Source organism: Pseudomonas sp. IT-P44 (assembly GCF_949768225.1).
Taxonomy (GTDB): Bacteria; Pseudomonadota; Gammaproteobacteria; order Pseudomonadales; family Pseudomonadaceae; genus Aquipseudomonas; species Aquipseudomonas migulae.
On record NZ_CATKQM010000024.1, the window covers coordinates 131,765 to 152,420 of the forward strand.

Below are 20,656 nucleotides of genomic sequence, written 5' to 3' on the forward strand. Positions count from 1 at the left end.
TCGCCGAAAAGACCTCACAACGTCGCTAGCCTGCCTTTCGTAACGCTGCGATATCTCGTTTAGGAGCAACTCCAAACAGTCGACTGTATTCGCGGCTGAACTGGGAGGGGCTTTCATATCCAACCTTGAAAGCCGCACTGGATACGTCCTGGTGTTCATTGAGCATCAATCGTCTTGCCTCATTCAGTCGAAGCCATTTTTGATACTGCAAGGGGCTCATTGCGGTGAGTTGGCGGAAGTGGTGGTGGAAGGTTGGCGTACTCATCTGGACACGGGCCGCTAGCTCATCGACTCGAAGCGCCGAGGTGTAATTCAACTTCAACCAATCGATGGCTTTCGCGATCCGATAACCTTGACCATCGACAGAAGTTATCTGTCGAAGCCGGCCCGCCTGATCACTTTTCAAGAGACGGTAGTGAATTTCACGCTGGATCAAGGGGGCGAGAACAGGAATAGCTTCCGGCTCATCGAGCAGCGCCAACAAGCGCTCGAACGGCGCCAGCATGGCTGCGGTCACTGAACCGATGCCTACCCCTTTCGCGGCCGAGCGTTCACGGGTGGGCGGCAGGTCACTCTGCGCTATCAGCTCTGCCAGCATGCGCAAATCGAGCTTGAACGTCAGGCCCAGGCACGGTTGCTCCGGGCTCGCCTCGAGCACCTCCGAGTTGGCCGGCAAATCCAGTGAGGTGACCAGAAAACGCGAGGTGTCATACGGATAACCCTCACCGCCTACCCACAGCTGTTTCTCGCCTTGGGCGACAAGAATGATGCTCGGTTCGACCATGCAAACAACAGGCGGCGACGGGTGTTCGCGCCTAAAGAAGCCGAGACCCGCAATCGAGGTTGCGTAGTCACCGGGTTTCAAGACCCGCGAGCCAATGACCTGGACGAGCGCCTCTTGGGGCGATGTGGGGGTTTCGTGTGGGGGCATCATGTTCGTCTCGTACCTCTTCGCTGAACTCTAACTCGCCCGCACGCAACCGTCCTGCAAAAGAACGCAGACTCATAGAATCAGGCAAGTAATCCAGCGCAATGCACTGTTTGCAGTCAGGGCAGAGCGGGAAAATGTTCATCCGACACACCATCGAGGACTCTCCCATGCTTGTACAAGCCTATGGTGCTCATGCGGGCGACAAACCCCTTGAGCCTTTGCAGATCAGTCGCCGTTCCCCCGCCACCCATGACGTTCAGATCGACATCGCCTTCTGCGGTATCTGCCATTCGGACTTGCATCAGGTGCGTGCCGAATGGGCAGGCACGCAGTTCCCCTGCGTACCGGGACACGAAATTGTCGGCCGCGTATCGGCGGTCGGCGCCCATGTAGCGGAATTCAAAGTCGGAGATCTGGTCGGTGTCGGTTGCATCGTCGACAGCTGTAAACACTGTGACGACTGTGAATCCGGCCTGGAAAACTACTGCGATGGCATGATCGGCACCTACAACTTTCCGACGCCAGAAGCGCCCGGCTGGACGCTGGGCGGCTACTCGCAAAACATTGTGGTGCATGAGCGTTATGTCCTGCGCATCAGTCACCCGGAGGAGCAATTGGCCGCCGTCGCGCCGCTGCTGTGCGCGGGCATCACCACGTATTCTCCGCTGCGTCACTGGAACGCCGGGCCGGGTAAGAAAATCGGTGTGGTCGGCATCGGTGGGCTGGGCCACATGGGCATCAAACTGGCCCATGCGATGGGCGCCCACGTTGTGGCGTTCACCACGTCCGAATCCAAGCGCGAAGCGGCGAAGGAGTTGGGCGCTGACGAAGTTGTGGTATCGCGCAACGCTGAGGAGATGGCCGCGCATACCAAGAGCTTCGACTTCATCCTCAACACCGTCGCAGCGCCCCACGATCTGGATGTTTTTCTGGTGTTGCTCAAGCGCGACGGTGCGCTGACGCTAGTCGGTGCGCCCGCCTCGCCGCATCCATCACCCAATGTGTTCAACATGATCATGAAGCGCCGAACGATTGCCGGCTCGATGATCGGCGGTATCCCCGAAACGCAGGAGATGCTGGATTTTTGTGCCCTACACGGCATCGTCGCCGACATCGAACTGGTACGCGCCGATCAGATCAACAACGCCTACGAACGGATGCTCAAGGGTGACGTGAAGTATCGCTTCGTGATCGACAACGCCACATTGGTTGGCTAGTCGAAAGACTCCAGCCGGTAACGACTCAACCGAAAGGATGATCCAGTGAAAGGTATTTTTCTCGCCCTCGGGCTACTTGTTACCTCTTTTTCTTCGATGGGAGCCGATATGTCAAACGGTGCAGACAACTTCTACAAAAGCGACAAAGTGACGGTGGAAAAGGTCACCTTCAAAAATCAATACGGAATGAAAGTCGCGGGCAACCTGTTCACGCCGACAGACCTCGATCCGAAAACGAAAAACGCAGCCATTGTCGTTGGACACCCCATGGGCGCCGTAAAGGAGCAGAGTGCAAACCTCTACGCCACCAAAATGGCTGAACAAGGATTTGTCATGTTGTCGCTGGACTTGTCCTTCTGGGGCGCCAGCGAAGGCACACCTCGCCAAGCAGTCTCGCCTGATATCTATGCCGAAGACTTTAGTGCCGCCGTGGACTTTCTCGGCACTCAACCCATTGTTGATCGCGAGCGTATTGGCGTCATTGGCATCTGTGGCAGTGGCAGCTTCGCCATCAGCGCGGCCAAGATTGATCCGCGCCTCAAGGCGATCGCCACCGTCAGCATGTACGACATGGGCGCAGCCAATCGTAATGGCCTCAAGCATGGCGTAACGGCGGAACAACGTCAGCAGATCATTCGCGAGGCGGCGCAGCAGCGTGATATAGAGTTTCAGGGTGGTCAAATCCGTTATACCGGCGGTACGCCGCTGAAGCTAACCGGTAACGCCGTGGGTGACGAGTTCTACGATTTCTACCGCACCACGCGTGGCGAGGTTACGCCTGCCGGCGCATCGGCGCAGACCACCACCATGCCGACGCTGACCAGCAACGTGAAGTTCATGAACTTCTACCCGTTTAACGACATCGATTCGATCTCCCCTCGTCCACTGCTGTTCATTGCTGGTGCCAAGGCACACTCGCTCGAGTTCAGTGAGGACGCCTACAAACGCGCTGCCGAGCCCAAAGAACTGCTGATTATTCCAGATGCCGGGCATGTGGATCTTTACGACCGGGTCAACCTCATTCCATTCGCTAAGTTGACCTCGTTCTTCAAAAGCAACCTGAAGTAGCCTGATCGGCGCCCTAGCCGGGCACCGGCTCTCTCTCTCGCGGCCTCGTTCACGGGGCCGCGACGCTTCGCGCATTACAGGATTCAATCAATGACCAACCACTCTCCCGTCTCCCGGAACGCTGAACAATCGTGGGGCGCCGTATTCGCCATGTCGCTTGCAGCCTTCGTGCTGGTGGCGTCGGAATTCATGCCCGTCAGCCTACTGACGCCGATTGCCGCCGATCTGCATATCACCGAGGGGCAAGCGGGCCAGGGCATTTCTGTCTCTGGGCTGTTTGCGCTGTTCGCCAGCCTCCTGATCGCTTCGGTGGCGGCGCGGGTCGACCGCAAACCTCTGCTGTTGTCACTGACTGTGCTGATGATCATTTCGGGAACAGTGGTCGCTTTCGCGCCGAATTACTGGGTATTCATGATCGGCCGCGCGTTGATCGGGGTAGCGATAGGCGGCTTCTGGTCGCTGTCGGCGGCAACCGCCATGCGTCTGGTGCCCGAAGACCAGATCACTCGCGCCATGGCAATCGTCAACGGCGGCAACGCTCTGGCAACAGTGATTGCAGCGCCGTTGGGCAGTTTCCTTGGCGCATTGATCGGCTGGCGCGGTGCATTCCTGTGCGTCATCCCGGTCGCGGTAATCGCCTCTGTCTGGCTTCTGTTTAGCCTTCCGGCGATGAAGTCGCAAAGTGGTTCGGGCACTGGGAATGTCTTCAAGTTGATGAAAAGCCCACCGGTCGCGTTAGGCATGGTGGCGGTCAGTGTCTTTTTCATGGGGCAGTTTATGCTGTTTACCTACCTGCGCCCGTTCCTTGAAACGGTCACGCACGTCAGTGTTTCCACGCTGTCGCTGATGTTGCTCGTCTTGGGTCTGGCTGGGCTCGCGGGAACCTTCCTGATTGAAGCCTTCTTGAAAAATGGCCTGCATCGCACCCTCATCGTCATTCCGATATTGATGGCGGTGATCGCACTGGCGCTCGTTTCATTCGGCAGTTCGGCGGCCACCACCACTGTCTTGTTGGGTCTCTGGGGACTGGTTGCAACGGCAGCTCCAGTGGGATGGTGGACATGGCTGGCAAGAACATTGCCAGAGGCTGCTGAAGCGGGAGGTGGCTTAATGGTGGCGATCATTCAACTGGCCATTGCCTCGGGTGCAACCGTTGGCGGGCTGGTGTTTGACTTGAGCGGCTATCGCGCAACCTTCGAGTTGAGCGCCGCATTGCTGGGCGTGGCGGCTGTGCTTGCCTTCCTGGCTGCACGCTCTGCCACGCGGGAGCCGGTTGCATCGGTGAACATCGCATAAAAAAACACAAGACACGCCAAGGCGTTTCTTGTGGTTCCGGTGGAGCAATCGTTCACAGGCTGGACGGTAAAATCAGCGTGCACTGTCGATGATTTGGCCGCCGTCCGGTGTCAGGCTGTATCCCGTCAGAAATTGCCCATCCTTGCTGGCGAGGAACAGCACCACTGGCGCAATGTCTTCCTCCGGCGATCCATAACGGCCAAGTACGTTAGTGGGTGCAGGCACATCGACCGCAGTTCCCCAAGTGTCAGCGGCCGGCATGACATTGTTGACAGTGATCTTGTCAGCGCCCCACTCCCTGGCCGCCGAGCGAGTCAAGGCACGTACCGCCTCCTTGGCCATGTTGTAAGGCGCGTAGCCCTGCATGCCGATGACACCGGCCAAGGAAGCGAAGTTGATCACCCTGCCCTCACCGCTGGCTTTGAGATGGGGATAGCACGCCTGCATCGTTCGCAGATAAGCAATCGGGCCCATTTCGAAATTACGCTGCAATTGCTCGGCGGATAGCTCGATCACCGATGAAAAAACCACAGAGGGATCGAAAGCGTTGTTCACCAGAATGTCGATCCGTCCAAAGGCAGCCATCACCTTGTCGACAGCAGCAGTAATTTGATCGGGATCCGCGATATCGCAAACGATTCCGAGCGCGACGCCGCCTGCGGACTGAATATCAGAAACGACCTGATCGACATTTTCAGCCGTACGCGAAACGACCGCGACTTTCGCGCCCTGCACCGCGAAAATCTTTGCGGTGGCTCGGCCAATGCCACGACCGGCGCCGGTGACAATGGCCACTTTTCCACTGAGTCGAGTCATAGCATTCCCCATTATCCAAGAGTCGTTTGGATGATCGCCGCCGGTGCGTAAGGCGACGGAAATTCGCGAACGGCGTTTTGTGTCATAAAGGAGGCGGTCAGGAGAATGAGCCCCACGGCTGCCGGGATAGCACCTTTGGGCTTGTGAACACCCAGGTGCGCTGAAGCTGAAAGCAGCAGGTGATAAAACATACCGGCATAAGCGAGTTCACTGAGCGCCACATTGTAGCGCCACAAAATCGCAGCAGGACCCAGTACCTTGACCACGATCATTAAAGGCACAAGGTGGGAGGCTGAATAGCCCAACTGCGCTTGTGCGTTTCGTACATAGTCTCCTTTGGTGATGTACATCGAGGCAGAGGCGAAATAGAGCAGCGAAAGCAGCGCCGTGCTAATCCAGTAAATATAATTTACGATCATGAGGTTTTCCTAAGCAGGTATTGTTACGTCGACTTAGGGCAAAGATGTCGCCTAACATGAAAACCCACAAGTAGGATGAAATACTGGTACTTAGTATGGAAAACCAGACTAATGATGTAGCTCAGATCAACATGCACGAGGAAATGCGCCGCGCATTTTCGCTGCTTTCAGGCAAGTGGAAGCTTGAAATCATGTGGCTGCTAAACCAGCGAATGTACCGCTTTGGGGAACTGCGCAAGGCGATTAGCGGCATCACGCAACACATGCTGACGGCGCAACTCCGAGAGCTTGAAAACGATGGCCTGATCTCGCGAACAGTCTTCGCGGAAGTACCTCCGCGCGTCGAATATGAGATGACAGCCAAGGCGAGTGCACTCGGGCCGACGATGGCGGCTCTCGCCACCTGGTGGAGCGAGTACGGGAAAAGCGTCCCCGTGAAACCAAATCCACGTGGCCGAAAAGCTAACAGCACCCGCAAAGGTGATGGTGCGGTTTAAACCTGAGCGATTCACTGCAGCCGAGGTGATGTGCGACGTGCTTCCTGCGCCTTGAAAGCCAGCTGATTCAGAACCTCCGACACTTACTCCAAGGTCAGTTAGCTATCTAGTCTATTTGCGTAATCGAATTCCAAGCAGCCTTCGCGAGAAAGTCCTGATACTGCTTCGGGGTTTTTTTTGACCCTCCCGGAAAGCCAAGCACGCGAATAGCTTTCTGTCGCTCCGATGATAAGTGACGGTAAGAGTTCTACAGGAAGATGACTGAACTGCTCCTTGCGGCCCTCGACACTCATCCAGTCCAACAACTGCCTGTTGCGTTGTTTATTGCGTTCAAGCAATTCACCGTTGAAAGGCCCATTTGAGACGGCGTAGCGACTTTGGAAAACAAAGCGAGCCCAATCCGGTTGCTCATCTACCCATTCAGCGTAGCTATAGATCAGAGCCGCTACACCCGCTTGAGCCGTCTGTGCTTTCTGCAAATAGCTATCTCGGAGCGCTGCCTGATCTTCTAGCGCAGCGAAAAAAAGAGCGGCCACCAGTCCCTCTTTACTCCCGAAGTGATGATAGATAGCGCCTACGCTCGTTTCGCATTGAGCCCGAATGGTTTCGATGTTTGTGGCTTCGATACCTACCTCGTTAAAGCAGGCAAGTGCTCGGCGCAGGATAGTGCGCTTGAGCTCGCTACGCCTTCCCGGATAGATACGCTCGATCAGATCAGTTGAATGCATGAGGGGAAACGCCAAATGAAGCGGAGTCTATAGGTTGAACGCACCGTAAAGAAAGCTTGGCTTGACAGCTTCCAGATATACAGAATATTGTTCCGTTACAGAATATTGTTCTGCATTCAACCAAGAGGGTATCTCATGAGTCAAGCTCTAAGCATGTTCAATAGCGTAGGCCCCGCCGCGTTCAGCAATATGGCCTGCCAAATGGCACCTTACTTCAGCACAATCGCCCCTGAGATTTCAGAGCTCAGCCCAGGCCATGCAGTCGTTAACGTGCCGTTTCGCAAGGAAATCACCAACCATCTGGCATCTGTGCACGCGATAGCCCTGTGCAACGCAGCCGAGCTCGCGGGCGGAATGATGACTGACGCTTCGATTCCTTCAGGCGCCAAATGGATTCCGAAAGGCATGACCGTTGAATATCTCGCGAAAGCAAAATCGAGCATTCGAGCTGTAGCTGATGGCAGCGGTATTGACTGGAAAACCGGCGGCGACAAGTTCGTTCCGGTTGATATCTTCGACGAGGGTGGCGTGAAAGTTTTCACTGCCAGAATCACGATGAATGTGAAAATCGCTTAGGCCTTTTCTATAGGCTCGGCGTTATGCCGAGCCAAATCGCTCCTGCTGCGAGCATGAAAAATGCGTCATAGTTTCAACAATTAACTGTCACCGGTAGAGTTTGAAAAGCGCCGCACAGCGAGCTTGGGGAGTGTCTAGAAAACCCGGAGCGATTCAGGGCGTTACACGCCCCCTAATAATGGGGATGAAGGCAGACTCTGGATCTGCATCACAGAGGCACCTCCCGCCTTCGTCAGAAAATGTCGGCGCGTCATGCACAGATTCGACAGGGCAAAGACTTTCACCAACTGCGCTGTTTTCTTGGGCAGCCATGGAAGCGCACCTTCACTTCATCCAACTCGCTATTGCGTCTGGCGCACCGTTGGCGGGCTAGTCTTCGACTCGAGCGGATATCAAGCGACCTTCGAATTGAGCGCCATGTCTTGCGGTTTCGGTGGGGATACCTTGGGAAATTGGACGTGACCGTCAGCGTGCGCGGTCATTACGGAGACAACGGAATCAAGGCGGATTTCACAGAGGGCATATGCATGCCCCTCCGTGCAGATACAAAACGTGCTTTGCTGAAACATCGGGAGCATGAGGGGGCAACCGATACACCTCAACTCCATCCACGATTCGATGTTCTACCTGGACGTTCCCCATCATTCGATGTGTAAGCCTGGCCGGGCCCATCTTGCGCACTTTTAAATACCTTCGAACAACGCTTCGAGAGAACCGCAAATTCGTTTTCGCCGGGTCATGCGTAGGAGCGCAACAATCACCCGAATTTGAAAGCCTGGCATTTAGGGATCACCTATGGCGCTCAGCGCCTCGCTCACTCTTGCACACTACAAAAGGAGGAGCCTGCAATGCGAGGTGCATTTCACTTCCTGGCTCGCATACCGAGCAACTGCAATGCCCTTATCAAGGTCTGCCGACTAAAACATAGTCGATGAATGCGCGAAGTTTGGGCAGCACATTTCGCCGACTGGGATAATAAAGCGCCAATCCGGGAAAGGTCACCGAGAAGCTTTCGAGTAAGACTTCAAGTGTTCCAGCGTGGATATTGCGCGCAACGAGAGATCGCGGAAGCATGAACAATCCGACCCCTCGCTCCGCGGCGTGAATACAAGCAGCCACATCATCCAGTATCAACGGACCACGAACGCGCACTACGTGCCTTTCGCCCGAGACGCTGAATGTCCAGCTGTCCAGCACAATACCCGCCTGCCGGTAGGTGATGCACGGCAGGCTTAAGATATCATCAGGCAGCAGAGGCCGCGCATAGCGCGCAATCAGGGACGGTGAGCCGACGACAATGGTGGGTTCCTCAGCGGTCAGAGGTACCGCAACCATATCAGCGTGTACATAAGAACGCGGTCGTACTCCGGCATCGCAACCTTCATCAATGATGTCCACCAGGTGATCATCACCGACAAATTCAAGCTGTATTCCCGGGTTCGCGCTAAGGAACCCAGGCACGAAGCGTTCTGTCAGCACAGGAACACTTGCCCTGGGAACGCTGATTCGAAGCAGCCCGGTTACAGACTCACCGAAGTTACGCGCGGACTCAATTCCCAGAAGCACCTGCTGAGCAGCAGGCCGCACTTGAAGCAGCAGTCTTTCTCCAGCCTCAGTCAGTCCGACGCTTCTGGTAGTTCGTGCCAGCAGTGGCACTCCCACTCGCTGCTCGAATGCGCGTATCGCCTGGCTAACAGCTGATGGGGTAATGCCAAGGCGGCGCGCAGCCGCCCGAAAGCCGCGCTCCTCGGCGACCGCCAAGAACACGAGAACCCCATCTAACTCACCGCGTCCGATTGTGTAGTTCATCTAAACAGTATGAGTAGGTGGAAGTGGATTATCAACCACGGCATTCAAGGGGAAAATAATGTATCAACCCCCTAGAAAGGATTGCTTCATGAATGCTGAAACCAAACAAAACCGCGCCTATCACCTCGAAAAATTTGGCGGGCTCGATGGCCTTGTCAACGGTGCCATAGCGACTCCGGCCCCGGCCTCAGGCGAAGTCGTCGTCCGCGTACGCGCCTCCTCGTTGAATTTCCGAGATATCCTCATTCTGCAAGGACACTACACAGCGCCCGTACCGTCGGGCACCATCCCTCTTTCCGACGGTGCAGGTGAGGTGGTCGCCGTTGGCGAGGGAGTGACTCGCTTCGTTACTGGAGATCGAGTCGTGAACTCATTCTTCCCTGAATGGATCGACGGGCCGTTCACCGGAAAATATTCCCAGTACTCATATGATGTCGACGGCTGGCTGGCAGATTACCGCGTCACGTCAGAAAACGCTCTGGCACACATTCCTGACAGTCTGAGCTTTGAAGAGGCCGCTACCCTACCTTGTGCTGCGGTCACTGCGTGGTCTGCGGTCAAAGGAGTAAGCGCAGGCGACACGGTACTGACACAGGGAACGGGAGGCGTCTCGTTGTTCGCCATCCAGTTTGCGAAAGCGTTGGGCGCGCGCGTCATTGCCACCACATCCAGCGATGAGAAGTCCGAACAGCTCAAGCTGTTGGGCGTAGACGAAATCATAAACTACAAAACCCATCCCGCATGGTCGCAACAGGTCCGGGTGCTTACCAACGGCAATGGCGTCAATCGCATCGTTGAGGTGGGTGGCCCGGGCACTTTCCAGGAATCGGTCAAGGCCATTGCGGTAGGTGGCCAAGTTTCGATGGTTGGGGTACTCGCGGGCTTGGAAGGCAGCGTCGACTTCATGTCCATGTTCATGAGCCAGGCGCGATACCAGCCTATCGCCCTGGGCAGTCGACAAGATCTGGAAGATTTGATCGCAGGCATCGCCGCGCATGGAATCAGCCCTGTAATCGACAGTCGTTTTGAGTTTGGGGACGCCAAGCGGGCGTACGAAAAACTCATGACACGCGACGTCTTCGGCAAGGTCGTTATCAGCCACTGATGTGATGACCACCCAGTCAACGATAACTTAGGGGCCGATCATGACTGCTTATGTAATCTTCATCCGAGAGAAAACGCTCGATCAGCATGAGCTTGATATCTATGCACAAAAAGCGCCCATTGCTCTTGCCGGCCTGCAGTCCACGGTGCTTTCAGCCTATCAACGGATTGAGGCGTTTGAAGGGGAATTACCAGAAGGCGTTGTACTTTTCTCCTTCCCGACATTCGACGAAGCCACGGCCTGGTATCACGGCGACGCGTATCAGTCCATCGTTGGACACAGGCTCAAGGGTGCAATCTATCGAGGGTTTGTCATAGACGGAGTAAGTTAAAACGCCTACCGAGGATATCCAGAACCCTGCTAGGGCACACCACCGTCGGTATGACAGAGCAGTACATTCGGATGCGCAAAGGCATGAAAGTCACGCCTACGAAATGACCAACGGTAACGAATTGCTGAGCAGAGATTGGTTTTTGCGGAGTAAAAAATTAAGGGCTTGCGTGAGGTATGTCACGCAAGCCCTTGATATTCATGGTGCCCGAAGCCGGAATCGAACCGGCACGCCCTTACGAGCGGGGGATTTTAAGTCCCATGCGTCTACCAGTTTCGCCATTCGGGCGGTAGCGCGGTCAGGCAGTCTGATGGCTGACAAATGATGATCTGTCAGTTCTGACGCCTGTGCAGCAGAGGACGAAATATATACATCCCGTCCCGGTGAAGCAAGTTTGCAAACGCCCATTTCAAGACTAAATCTTGCAGGACGACGCAAATAAAAAAGCTCCGTAAATCATCGATCTACGGAGCTTGTTTAAAGTGGAGGCCGAGGTCGGAATCGAACCGGCGTAGGTGGATTTGCAATCCACTGCATAACCATTTTGCTACTCGGCCTCAAACATCTGATGTCATGTAGCACAACACCAAACGCGTACAGTCTTGGAGAAGATCTAGATCTAACTCCTTGAAAACATTGAGCTTTTTCAGCGGTCAGTGCTTTCGATGGCGTGAATTATGTACTGATTTCCGAAGACTGGCAACCCCTTGATTTCAAAAAAAATTTGCCGGGTGCTTTGCATGTTGCGACGCAGGCTCAACGCTTCGCCCGCGCGCACCAATACGGCTTCAGCATGCCCCCGGCCCGCTTAGTGCCCGCGAATGTAGTACTCCAATTGCCGGATCAAATCGGCCTGCTCGACAATTGCCTCTTTGACCAGGTCGCCAATCGACAACAACCCGATCAGCTCGCCGCTATCCAACACCGGCAGATGCCGCAGGTGGCTGTCGGTCATGACTTCCATGCAGCGCTCGATGCTCTGCTGACTGTCGGCTGTCACCACCGGCGCGCTCATGATGTCGCGCACCGGCGTGCCGACCGAGGAGCGTCCCTGTAGAACGACTTTGCGCGCATAGTCGCGCTCGCTGATAACGCCGACCACCTGCCCTGCTTCGATGACCGGCAGCGCGCCTACATTCTTCTCGGCCATCATTTTCAGCGCTTCAAGCACCATCTGGTCTGGCGCGATGCTATGCACGTGCTGGTTTTGCACGACTTTCAGTTTCAGCAGCTGTGCGGCTGTTTTCATGGATGCCTCCGCTATCGTTGCTTATTGCCGATGCTTGACCTCAAGCCAGCCCGACTTCCACCACGCTGCCGTTAAGCCGCACCGGCCAGACCCGCAAACGTTGCTGCGGATACTCCAGGCAACTGCCGTCCTCGAGGCGAAAATGCTGTTTGTAGATCGGTGAAGCAACCACGAGATCACCCTTGATGCTGCCGACCAACCCGCGCCCGATGACGTTCGCCCCGGATTGCGGGTCATGGTTGTCGATGGCGTAGAGGCTTCGCCCCTCCGCGCCCGGCAGGTAGAACAGCGCCACTTGTGCGCCGTCGAGCCACACGACGACGCCGGAGTTAGAGACAAGGTCCTGCTGCTCGCACACGGTTTGCCAGACATCGCTGTCGGCCAGGGAATCGATGCGTTGGGTAGTGGACTGGCTCATCAGGCAATCTCCTCGGTGACAGGGATCAGGTTGAGTTCGGCGGCCATGATCGGGCGCCGTTGGCCGCGTTCCTGGACAAAATGGATGTCCGGGTCCGGGCGTTTGTCGTTGACGAAGGTCCGGAAGCGCTTGAGTTTTTCCGGGTCTTTGAGGACGTTGGCCCACTCGCATTCGTAGCGGTCGACCACCAGTTGCATCTGCGATTCGAGCTCGGCGCCGAGCCCGAGGCTGTCGTTGATGATCACCTCTTTGAGGAAGTCGAGGCCGCCCTCCAGGCTTTCGCGCCACACCGAGGTGCGTTGCAGTTTGTCGGCGGTGCGGATGTAGAACATCAGGAAACGGTCGATGTAGCGGATCAGCGTCGCATCGTCCAGGTCTGTGGCGAACAGCTCGGCGTGGCGTGGGCGCATGCCGCCGTTACCGGCGATGTAGAGGTTCCAGCCCTTCTCGGTGGCGATCACGCCGACGTCTTTGCTCTGGGCTTCGGCGCACTCACGGGTGCAACCGGACACTGCGAACTTGAGCTTGTGCGGCGAGCGCAATCCCTTGTAGCGGTCCTCGATGGTCAGGGCCATTTGCACGCTGTCCTGCACGCCATAACGGCACCAGGTGCTGCCGACGCAGGACTTCACCGTCCGGGTCGATTTGCCGTAGGCGTGCCCGGTTTCGAAACCGGCTTCGATCAGTTCGGCCCAGATGTCCGGCAGTTCATGCAGCTGCGCGCCGAACAGGTCGATCCGCTGACCGCCGGTGATTTTGGTGTAGAGGTCGTATTTTTTCGCCACGACACCGATCGCGATCAGTTTGTCGGCCGTGATCTCACCACCGGGAATACGCGGCACCACCGAATAGGTGCCGTTTTTCTGCATGTTGGCCATGAAGGTGTCGTTGGTGTCCTGCAACGGCACCAGCGATGCGTCCATGATCGGCTGGTTCCAGCACGACGCGAGAATCGAGCCCACGGCCGGCTTGCAGACGTCGCAACCGGTGTGGCCACGGCCGTGTTTGGCCAGCAGTTCTTCGAAGGTGATGACCCCTTCTACGCGGACCAGCGCATACAGTTCCTGACGGGTATAGGCAAAGTGTTCGCACAGGCTTTTGTCGACACTGACGCCCCGGGCGATCAACTCATGTTCGAACACTTGCTTGAGCAGGCCGGCGCAGCCACCGCAGCCGGTGCAAGCCTTGGTCTGAGACTTGAGCAGGCCCAGGTCGGTGCAGCCGCCATCGATGGCCGAGCAGATGGAACCCTTGGTGACGTTGTGGCACGAGCAGACCGTGGCCGATTCGGGCAACGCGCCCGGGCCCAGGGTCGGCGCGCCTTCGGATGACGGCAGAATCAGGCTGGCGGGTTCCGCCGGCAAGGCAATCGCGTTCTGCATGTATTGCAGCAGCGTGTCGTAGTAGCTGTTGTCGCCGACCAGCACCGCGCCGATGACATGCTTGCCCGAGGCATCCACCACCAGCCGTCGATAGCTGGCCGTGGTTTCGTCGATGAACTGATAACTGCGTGCGCCTGGCGTGTTGCCGTGGGCATCGCCGATGGAGCCGACGTCAACGCCCAACAGTTTGAGTTTGGTCGACATGTCGGCGCCCAGAAACGGCTCGGCCGTGTCGTTGCACAGACGTGCCGCCACACCGCGCGCCATCTGGTAGCCCGGCGCGACCAAGCCAAAAAGACTACCGTTCCAGGAGGCGCATTCGCCGATGGCGTAAATGTCCGGATCGCTGCTCAGGCATTCGTCATTGATCACTACGCCGCCGCGCGGGCCGATCTCCAGCGCGCATTGCCGGGCCAGCGCATCTTGTGCGCGGATGCCCGCCGAGAACACGATCAGGTCGGTTTCAAGAAACTCGTCATTGGCGAAGTTCATGCGGTAGCGATATTCCTCGCCCGCGCTGATCGATTGAGTAGAGCGCGACAGGTGCACACCGACACCGAGTCTTTCGATCTGCGACTTGAGCGCAAGCCCACCCATTGTGTCTAGCTGCACCGGCATCAGGCGCGGGGCGAATTCCACCACATGCGCTTCCAGGCCGAGGCTTTTCAGGGCATTGGCGGCTTCAAGGCCCAGCAGGCCACCGCCGACCACGACGCCGCGTCGGGCATTGGCTGCCGCAGCACGGATCGCATCGAGGTCTTCAAGGGTTCGATACACCAGGCGCGAATCGCCTTCGGCACCTTCGACTGGCGGCACAAACGGATAAGAACCGGTGGCCAACACCAACTTGTCGTAAGGGATGCTGCCTTGCGCGGTAATCACCTGGCGACGGGTGCGGTCGATTTCCAGCACCGGCACACCCAAATGCAGGGTGACGCCCGGCGTCTGGTAAAGCGACGCATCGGACAGCGCCAACGATTCGGCATCACGCCCCGAGAAGTACTCGGACAGATGCACGCGGTCGTAGGCACGCATCGGCTCCTCGCTGAAGACGTGCAGCCGATACTGGTCAAGCGCGCCCCGCTCAATCAACTGCTCGACGCAATGATGTCCGACCATGCCATTGCCGATCACGATCAGCGTTTGCACTTTGTTCAACGCGGCAACATTGGAATTCATAAGAAGCACCCGGCTAAAACGGTTCAAAAAGCAAAAAAAAACGCCTGAAACCTTGCGGTTCCAGGCGTCTTTGCCTGTTCTTTTGCGGTGTTAGCACCAGACGTCTATGCCTGATCCACCGATGTTGCCCATGATTCGATCGTCGTTGACCGAGGGGGCTGCCCACTCGACTGCGTTTATGGTGGGCCTGTCCGGTGTATTGCAGTGTTTGTGCCAGATCGCGAAAACGCTGATTGCCCGGCGTTTTTCAGGCACGAGCACCGAACAGGCTCCAGACTTTTGCCTTCGCATAGTGCAGACCGAGGCCTCACGGCTTTATAAAAGTGCATTCATGGGCATTACAGGTATTTGAGCCAGGCGATGTCGCGACGTCGGGCCTTCAGCCCCGAGAACCACCGGACCGGGCGATAAAGCGCAATGGCCAACAGGATTGCGGCGATCCATACCGCGCCTACCGAGTCGAAACCGAAGTACGCGCCCTGATTCAATCCGAACAGCGCTACAGCGATGAGATACAAAACCTTCAGTGCGTAGAGGTGCAACAGATAGAAGAACATCGGCGCTGATCCAAACACCGTCAAGGGACGCAACCATCGGCTCTTCTGCAGGTGCTCAAACCAGAGAAGCAGCAAGCATCCGAGGCTCAGGGTCAACGCAATAAACAGCAGCGACGGCGGGTATTTGGTGATGTTGAAAAAGCTCATCAGTGTTTGCACGGACGTATCGCCAACGCTCCACGGCTTCTCGCCATAGCCGTTGAGCAGCCGCAGTGCGACGAAACCGGCCAGCCCCAAAACGCCACACAGCAGCAATTTGCGTTGGCGCCCCTTGGCCTGCGCCGCTCGCCCGAACCACGGACCCATGGCGTAACCCAAACCAATGACTCCTATCCACGGCAGCACCGGATAGGACGTGCGCAGCCGAAACCCTTCGGACAGTTCGATCCAGCCGCGATCATGGAGAATCGCCCATGGCACGTGCATCGCCGACTCGATCGGAAAATGCAGACCGTCCAACAAGTTGTGACCGGCGATGATCGCCAGGCTCAAGAGCAACAACACCGGACGCGGCAACCAGACCATCACCGACAGGGCCAGCATGCTCAAGCCGATGGCCCAAATCACCTGCATGTAAATGACGGTCGGCGGAAACTGGAACGTCCAGGCGAAGTTCACGAGGGTGAACTCAAGCACCACCAGAAACAGCCCTCGCTTGAACAAGAAGCTGCAAACGTCGGCCTTGCCGGCGTACTTCTCACCGTACAGCCAGGCCGACAGACCGGTGAGCAGCACGAAGACCGGCGCGCACAAATGCGCCAGTGTCCGGCTGAAAAACAGCGCCGGCTCGGTCGTGGTGATGTCCATGGGATCGGACACTTGCCGATGCAGGAAAAAGGTTTCGCGGACGTGGTCGAGCAGCATGAACAGAATCACCATGCCCCTCAATGCATCGATGGAAAGAAGCCGGCCAACTGCCGTGCCGGTGGAGCGAGAAGGTGCAAGGGTCATGGATGTTTCGCAACGCAAGGGGTGAATAAACGTGTCCCGCAGGACAGCCTGCCGGGCACCTTATATTGTTACCCTATAACATCTCAAAGCATTTTTTTAGTTTGTGCACATTTAGAAAGAAACCATGTAGGAGCGAGCCTGCTCGCGATGGTCGTAAACGCAAACGCGTGTTGCCTGGGTAAACGCAGCGTCCTTTAAACCATCGCGAGCAGGCTCGCTCCTACAATGTTAATGTTGAAATGTTTTGTTTCATTAATCAGACACCTGCAAAGGAATGCCTTCAACAATGGACTTCTCACTCAAGCACCTGGCCGCGACAACGTTGATGCTGGCCAGTCTTTCGTCGTTCACCACAGCAGCGCACGCCAACATTACCCCGCAGCAAGGCGCGGCCATCCTCAAGACGTTCAGTGACGCATCGATCACGGATTTCAGGCAGTTCCTGACAAGCGTGGCCAAGAGCGACCTGGCCAAAACCGACGACCTCGGCACGGCAATCTCAGCCTTCCTCGACAACAAGAGCCTTTCCGCCGATCAGCAGAACGAAATCCATCGCCTGCTCGGCCTCTATGCGCGGGTGAAATACGGCAGCGCCGCCACCGAGACGCTGCGCGAACTGGTGGCCATCCCGACCTTCCGCGTGGACGGCATTGCCCAGCACGACAACCCTGAATTCATCAAGATCGCCGACAAGATCAAGAGCCTGGCCCAGGCCTTCAACCTGACCTTTCGCAACGTCGACAACCGCGTCTATGAAATCTCCCTCGAAGGGAGCGGCGATGAAGTGGTGGGCATTCACGCCCACGCCGACGTGGTGCCCGTGACACCGGAAAACTGGGTCCTGAAAGACGGCACCCGCCTCGATCCATTCAAGGTCACCCTAATTGGCGATCGCATGTATGGCCGTGGCACCGAAGATGACAAAAACGGCATCGTGGTGGCGCTCTACGCCATGAAAGTCATCAAGGAAGAAAAGCTGCCGCTGGCGAGGAATTTCAAGTTGCTGGTGGACACCACCGAGGAAACCAGCGGCGACGCCATCCCTTATTACTTCGAACACAACCCCACACCGAACTACAACCTGGCGCTGGATGGCGGCTACCCGGTGGTGATCGCCGAGAAAGGCTACGGCACCGTCATGGCCAACTTCCCCAAGCGCAAGGCTGACGGCAAGGGTGCTGAAATCGTCTCGATGACTGGCGGCCTGGCCACCAACCAGATTCCGTCGGCGTCGGTCGCCACCCTGCTGAGTGACAAACCCGCCGAACTGGCCGCCAGCCTGCAAAAGGCCGGCACCGAGTACGCCAAACGCAATGGCGGCGATTTCGAGGTGACGGCCAAGGTCGTCGGCAAAGACGTCACGCTGACAGTCACCGGTGTTTCCGCCCACTCCTCCGAGCCCGAGTCCGGAATCAACCCGGTGGCGAGAATGCTGGTGTTCATCAACAGCCTCGACGGCAAGGTCGCCCTCAAGCACAACCACATCACCGACGCGGCCCGCTACGCTGCCGACAACTGGGGGCTCGATTATCTGGGTGGCAAATTGGCGGTCGGTTTTTCCGATGCGTTCATGGGGCCGTTGACCACCTCCCTGACCTTTGTCGGGATGGATGAAAACACCTTCAAACTCGCGGTCAACCTGCGCGTACCGAAGGGCAAGTCCCCGGAAGTGCTCAAGCGCGAAATCGCCGACAAGCTGGACGCCTGGAGCAAGAAATCCCAGGTTGCGGTGGCCTTCGATTACTCGATCGCCGAACCGATGTACCGCAATCCCGAGGGTGAATGGGTCAAGGCGCTTCTCGCCGTGGCCAGCGAAAACCTGGGCATGGAACACAAATTCGGCACCTCGGCCGGCGCCACCTCGGTCCATGAACTGCCCAACGGCGTGCAGTTCGGCCTGGCCCGGCCCGAAGTCAAATACACCGGCCACACCGACAACGAGTTCAAGACCGTCGACCAGTTCCTGCTGGACCTTCAAATCGTGACCGAGATGTTCGGGCGCATCGGCCAGTTGCCAAAACTCTAAGCCCTCCCCTTCGGACCCGCTGCTCTGGCGGGTCCGACGCTTACAACGTCCTGATCCACTTTCCTGTAGCAGTCTTTTCACGCCTTGCCATCAGCGTTGCCTCCAGAGCAACGATCTCTGAATTAAGTTGCTCTTGCTGCCATTGATCAATGGAGCGAGCATCGCTCTCGACACCGGAGCGGCTGCGAGCGCCACATCCTGCCGGCTGTCTTACCTCCCCCGCACGCGCACAAGCCCCGACAGAGGGCCTACGGGAGAGTCATGTCTAATAAAAACAAGAGTTAAATTATGACCAGAGACAAAGGCAAACTGTGTGTACTGCTGTTTACCGGGGCTGGCGCCAACCTTGCCCAGGCCGCCGACAGCGGATTCGTCGAACAGTCCACCGCTACCCTGCAAACCCGAAACTATTTTTTCAGCAGAGACTTCTCCGATATCCGAGGCTCGGAAAAATCGATGGCTCAGGAATGGGCCCAAGGGTTCATCCTCAACTTCAAATCCGGCTACACACCCGGGCCGGTAGGATTCGGCCTGGATGCCATCGGCAAATTCGGCATCAAGCTCGACAGCAGCCCGGACCGGGTCAACTCGGGGTTATTACCGGTCAAGGACGATGGCCATGCCGCGGACAATTATGGTCGCCTCGGGTTGGCGGCGAAGATGCGCGTTTCCAAAACCGAGCTGAAGGTCGGTGAACTGCAACCCAACCTGCCGACACTGGTCTTCAGCGACATCCGCTTGCTGCCCCCGGCCTATCAGGGCGCAAGCATTACCAGCAGCGAAATCCCCGGCCTGACGCTGCAAGCCGGGCATTTGACCTCCACGACCCTGCGCAATGAAGCCGGCGAGAGCAAACTCCAGGCGTTGCTGGGCAACAAGCCGCAACGCCAAGTGTCGAGCGATGCCTTCAACTACGTGGGCGGCGATTACGCGTTCAACAGTAACCGCACCACCGTGAGTGCCTGGCATTCCCGACTGGAAGATATCTACGAGCAAAACTTCTTCGGTTTGAAACACAGTGTGCCGGTGGGCAGTTGGGTGCTGGGCGCCAATCTTGGTTACTACGACGCTCAGGAAGAAGGTCGCAAACTGGTGGGCAAGGTCGACAACCAGTCCTTCTTCTCGTTGCTATCGGCCAAGCTCGGTGGCCATACGTTCTATGCCGGTTACCAGGGCATGTACGGCGACAGCCCCTTTCCTCGCGTGTTTCTCAATGTCAGCGCCCTTGGCAACGAACTGCCGACCTACGAGTTCGTCTCCACCCATGAGCGCTCCTTTCAACTGCGCTATGACTATGACTTCGCGGCCCTCGGTGTGCCTGGCCTGCTAGCCAGCACACGTTATGTCACCGGCGACAATGTGAAGACGGGGATGGGCTATGAAGGCAAAGATCGGGAGCGTGACCTCGACCTCAGTTACACCTTCCAGGCAGCCCCATTGAAAGGCCTCGGCGTGCGAGTGCGCAATGCGGTGGCACGCTCCAACTACCGCACGGATATCAACGAGAACCGACTGATCATCAGTTACACGTGGACGCTGTTCTGATTTCTAAAAACAAGTGTGGGGGCGAATCACTTCGCCCCCACAGGTTTTACTGTTACCCGGCCTTCAACTGACTTCCACGGTCATCTTGATTTCGACACAGGCGCCCAACGGAATCTGTGCCACGCCGAATGCCGAACGCGCGTGTTTTCCCTTATCCCCAAACACCTCGGCGAGCAGCTCCGAGGCGCCGTTCGTGACCAGATGCTGCTCGGTGAAACCGGACGTTGAATTCACCAGGCTCAGCACTTTGACAATCCGCGTGACCCGATTCAGATCACCAAGATGTGCCTGCAGCGTCGCCAACAAATCGATGGCGGTCGAACGCGCGGCCACATAGCCCTCCTCTGTCGTCAGCGTTTCGCCCAGTTTTCCTGCCCAGACTTCGCCGTCTTGCTTCGCGATATGGCCGGACAGGTAAACGACATTGCCACTCTGCGCACTCATTACATAGGCTGCGGCGGGAGCACCGGTGGTGGGCAATTCGATACCGAGGTCTTTCAGGCGGGTATAAACATCATGTTCAATCATGGGCTTTCCTCGAATAGAACGTGCCAAC

At 57.0% G+C, this 20,656-nt stretch carries 18 protein-coding genes, 2 tRNA genes and 1 pseudogene; 9 read left to right on the plus strand and 12 right to left on the minus strand.

What is annotated here, in order from left to right:
* Positions 1-25: 25 nt before the first annotated feature.
* Positions 26-934, minus strand: a complete 909-nt coding sequence (locus ACM6IO_RS14170; protein ID WP_414911692.1) for an AraC family transcriptional regulator N-terminal domain-containing protein — start codon at positions 932-934, stop codon at positions 26-28.
* Positions 935-1,098: 164 nt separating this feature from the next.
* On the opposite strand from ACM6IO_RS14170, the gene ACM6IO_RS14175 reads away from it, so the two are divergent.
* From ACM6IO_RS14175 to ACM6IO_RS14185, 3 genes are all read left to right on the plus strand, one after another.
* Positions 1,099-2,148 carry an NAD(P)-dependent alcohol dehydrogenase gene (locus ACM6IO_RS14175; RefSeq protein ID WP_414911693.1) on the plus strand — a complete coding sequence of 350 codons (1,050 nt, stop codon included), beginning with the start codon at positions 1,099-1,101 and terminating at the stop codon, positions 2,146-2,148.
* A gap of 96 nt (positions 2,149-2,244) precedes the next feature.
* On the plus strand, positions 2,245-3,216 hold the full coding sequence (locus ACM6IO_RS14180) for an alpha/beta hydrolase (RefSeq protein ID WP_414911784.1): 972 nt from the start codon (positions 2,245-2,247) through the stop codon (positions 3,214-3,216).
* A gap of 90 nt (positions 3,217-3,306) precedes the next feature.
* A complete protein-coding gene (locus ACM6IO_RS14185) occupies positions 3,307-4,512 on the plus strand; it encodes an MFS transporter (RefSeq protein ID WP_414911694.1) in 1,206 nt (401 codons plus the stop codon).
* Between the two features lie 72 nt (positions 4,513-4,584).
* On the opposite strand, the gene ACM6IO_RS14190 is transcribed toward ACM6IO_RS14185, so the two are convergent.
* A complete protein-coding gene (locus tag ACM6IO_RS14190) occupies positions 4,585-5,328 on the minus strand; it encodes an SDR family NAD(P)-dependent oxidoreductase (RefSeq protein ID WP_414911695.1) in 744 nt (247 codons plus the stop codon).
* Positions 5,329-5,339: 11 nt separating this feature from the next.
* On the minus strand, positions 5,340-5,747 hold the full coding sequence (locus tag ACM6IO_RS14195; protein ID WP_414911696.1) for a DoxX family protein: 408 nt from the start codon (positions 5,745-5,747) through the stop codon (positions 5,340-5,342).
* A 95-nt stretch (positions 5,748-5,842) separates the two neighbouring features.
* On the opposite strand from ACM6IO_RS14195, the gene ACM6IO_RS14200 reads away from it, so the two are divergent.
* A complete protein-coding gene (locus ACM6IO_RS14200) occupies positions 5,843-6,244 on the plus strand; it encodes a winged helix-turn-helix transcriptional regulator (RefSeq protein WP_414911697.1) in 402 nt (133 codons plus the stop codon).
* 106 nt (positions 6,245-6,350) lie between these two features.
* Here ACM6IO_RS14200 and ACM6IO_RS14205 read toward each other — a convergent pair.
* Positions 6,351-6,972: pseudogene (locus tag ACM6IO_RS14205) on the minus strand (TetR/AcrR family transcriptional regulator).
* A 135-nt stretch (positions 6,973-7,107) separates the two neighbouring features.
* Between ACM6IO_RS14205 and ACM6IO_RS14210 the strand changes: the two are divergent.
* The gene (locus ACM6IO_RS14210; RefSeq protein ID WP_057005557.1) at positions 7,108-7,548 is read left to right on the plus strand and encodes a hotdog fold domain-containing protein; all 441 of its coding nucleotides are present in this window, start codon (positions 7,108-7,110) and stop codon (positions 7,546-7,548) included.
* Positions 7,549-8,451: 903 nt separating this feature from the next.
* On the opposite strand, the gene ACM6IO_RS14215 is transcribed toward ACM6IO_RS14210, so the two are convergent.
* Positions 8,452-9,357, minus strand: a complete 906-nt coding sequence (locus ACM6IO_RS14215) for a LysR family transcriptional regulator (protein ID WP_414911698.1) — start codon at positions 9,355-9,357, stop codon at positions 8,452-8,454.
* Between the two features lie 88 nt (positions 9,358-9,445).
* Between ACM6IO_RS14215 and ACM6IO_RS14220 the strand changes: the two genes are divergently transcribed.
* Together ACM6IO_RS14220 and ACM6IO_RS14225 are read left to right on the plus strand one after the other, a co-directional pair.
* Positions 9,446-10,462: a zinc-dependent alcohol dehydrogenase family protein gene (locus ACM6IO_RS14220; RefSeq protein WP_414911699.1), complete on the plus strand. Its 1,017-nt coding sequence runs from the start codon at positions 9,446-9,448 to the stop codon at positions 10,460-10,462.
* Between the two features lie 40 nt (positions 10,463-10,502).
* Positions 10,503-10,793 (plus strand): DUF1330 domain-containing protein, encoded by a 291-nt coding sequence (locus ACM6IO_RS14225; protein WP_414911700.1) that lies wholly within the window; start codon positions 10,503-10,505, stop codon positions 10,791-10,793.
* Positions 10,794-10,994: 201 nt separating this feature from the next.
* Here the strand turns inward: ACM6IO_RS14225 and ACM6IO_RS14230 are convergent.
* The 6 genes from ACM6IO_RS14230 to ACM6IO_RS14255 all read right to left on the minus strand — a co-directional run bounded on the left by ACM6IO_RS14230 (position 10,995) and on the right by ACM6IO_RS14255 (position 16,529).
* Positions 10,995-11,081 (minus strand) — tRNA-Leu (locus tag ACM6IO_RS14230).
* A 195-nt stretch (positions 11,082-11,276) separates the two neighbouring features.
* A tRNA-Cys gene (locus tag ACM6IO_RS14235) sits at positions 11,277-11,350 on the minus strand.
* 251 nt (positions 11,351-11,601) lie between these two features.
* A complete protein-coding gene (locus ACM6IO_RS14240; protein ID WP_008029579.1) occupies positions 11,602-12,042 on the minus strand; it encodes a CBS domain-containing protein in 441 nt (146 codons plus the stop codon).
* Between the two features lie 40 nt (positions 12,043-12,082).
* Positions 12,083-12,460, minus strand: a complete 378-nt coding sequence (nirD, locus tag ACM6IO_RS14245; protein WP_192227025.1) for a nitrite reductase small subunit NirD — start codon at positions 12,458-12,460, stop codon at positions 12,083-12,085.
* The gene (gene nirB, locus ACM6IO_RS14250; RefSeq protein WP_414911701.1) at positions 12,460-15,021 is read right to left on the minus strand and encodes a nitrite reductase large subunit NirB; all 2,562 of its coding nucleotides are present in this window, start codon (positions 15,019-15,021) and stop codon (positions 12,460-12,462) included. The genes nirD and nirB overlap by 1 nt, the downstream gene beginning before the upstream one ends.
* 338 nt (positions 15,022-15,359) lie before the next feature.
* Positions 15,360-16,529: a DUF1624 domain-containing protein gene (locus tag ACM6IO_RS14255; RefSeq protein WP_414911702.1), complete on the minus strand. Its 1,170-nt coding sequence runs from the start codon at positions 16,527-16,529 to the stop codon at positions 15,360-15,362.
* A gap of 286 nt (positions 16,530-16,815) precedes the next feature.
* Between ACM6IO_RS14255 and ACM6IO_RS14260 the strand changes: the two genes are divergently transcribed.
* Entirely contained in the window at positions 16,816-18,555 is a 1,740-nt protein-coding gene (locus ACM6IO_RS14260) for a dipeptidase (protein ID WP_414911703.1), read from the plus strand.
* A gap of 288 nt (positions 18,556-18,843) precedes the next feature.
* Complete coding sequence (locus ACM6IO_RS14265; protein WP_192227021.1) at positions 18,844-20,100, plus strand: OprD family porin; 1,257 nt, start codon at positions 18,844-18,846, stop codon at positions 20,098-20,100.
* A 63-nt stretch (positions 20,101-20,163) separates the two neighbouring features.
* Here ACM6IO_RS14265 and ACM6IO_RS14270 read toward each other — a convergent pair whose 3' ends face one another.
* Positions 20,164-20,628: a RidA family protein gene (locus tag ACM6IO_RS14270; RefSeq protein ID WP_414911704.1), complete on the minus strand. Its 465-nt coding sequence runs from the start codon at positions 20,626-20,628 to the stop codon at positions 20,164-20,166.
* Positions 20,629-20,656: the final 28 nt, after the last annotated feature.

Excerpts from the sequence above, each read along its gene's own strand:
- ACM6IO_RS14260 (WP_414911703.1), top strand. The coding sequence starts at position 16,816 with ATGGACTTCTCACTCAAGCACCTGGCCGCGACAACGTTGATGCTGGCC.
- ACM6IO_RS14215 (WP_414911698.1), bottom strand. The coding sequence starts at position 9,357 with ATGAACTACACAATCGGACGCGGTGAGTTAGATGGGGTTCTCGTGTTC.
- ACM6IO_RS14175 (WP_414911693.1), top strand. The coding sequence starts at position 1,099 with ATGCTTGTACAAGCCTATGGTGCTCATGCGGGCGACAAACCCCTTGAG.
- nirB (WP_414911701.1), bottom strand. The coding sequence starts at position 15,021 with ATGAATTCCAATGTTGCCGCGTTGAACAAAGTGCAAACGCTGATCGTG.
- ACM6IO_RS14195 (WP_414911696.1), bottom strand. The coding sequence starts at position 5,747 with ATGATCGTAAATTATATTTACTGGATTAGCACGGCGCTGCTTTCGCTG.
- ACM6IO_RS14185 (WP_414911694.1), top strand. The coding sequence starts at position 3,307 with ATGACCAACCACTCTCCCGTCTCCCGGAACGCTGAACAATCGTGGGGC.
- ACM6IO_RS14220 (WP_414911699.1), top strand. The coding sequence starts at position 9,446 with ATGAATGCTGAAACCAAACAAAACCGCGCCTATCACCTCGAAAAATTT.
- ACM6IO_RS14255 (WP_414911702.1), bottom strand. The coding sequence starts at position 16,529 with ATGACCCTTGCACCTTCTCGCTCCACCGGCACGGCAGTTGGCCGGCTT.
- ACM6IO_RS14210 (WP_057005557.1), top strand. The coding sequence starts at position 7,108 with ATGAGTCAAGCTCTAAGCATGTTCAATAGCGTAGGCCCCGCCGCGTTC.
- ACM6IO_RS14180 (WP_414911784.1), top strand. The coding sequence starts at position 2,245 with ATGGGAGCCGATATGTCAAACGGTGCAGACAACTTCTACAAAAGCGAC.
- nirD (WP_192227025.1), bottom strand. The coding sequence starts at position 12,460 with ATGAGCCAGTCCACTACCCAACGCATCGATTCCCTGGCCGACAGCGAT.
- ACM6IO_RS14270 (WP_414911704.1), bottom strand. The coding sequence starts at position 20,628 with ATGATTGAACATGATGTTTATACCCGCCTGAAAGACCTCGGTATCGAA.
- ACM6IO_RS14190 (WP_414911695.1), bottom strand. The coding sequence starts at position 5,328 with ATGACTCGACTCAGTGGAAAAGTGGCCATTGTCACCGGCGCCGGTCGT.
- ACM6IO_RS14240 (WP_008029579.1), bottom strand. The coding sequence starts at position 12,042 with ATGAAAACAGCCGCACAGCTGCTGAAACTGAAAGTCGTGCAAAACCAG.
- ACM6IO_RS14200 (WP_414911697.1), top strand. The coding sequence starts at position 5,843 with ATGGAAAACCAGACTAATGATGTAGCTCAGATCAACATGCACGAGGAA.
- ACM6IO_RS14170 (WP_414911692.1), bottom strand. The coding sequence starts at position 934 with ATGATGCCCCCACACGAAACCCCCACATCGCCCCAAGAGGCGCTCGTC.
- ACM6IO_RS14225 (WP_414911700.1), top strand. The coding sequence starts at position 10,503 with ATGACTGCTTATGTAATCTTCATCCGAGAGAAAACGCTCGATCAGCAT.
- ACM6IO_RS14265 (WP_192227021.1), top strand. The coding sequence starts at position 18,844 with ATGACCAGAGACAAAGGCAAACTGTGTGTACTGCTGTTTACCGGGGCT.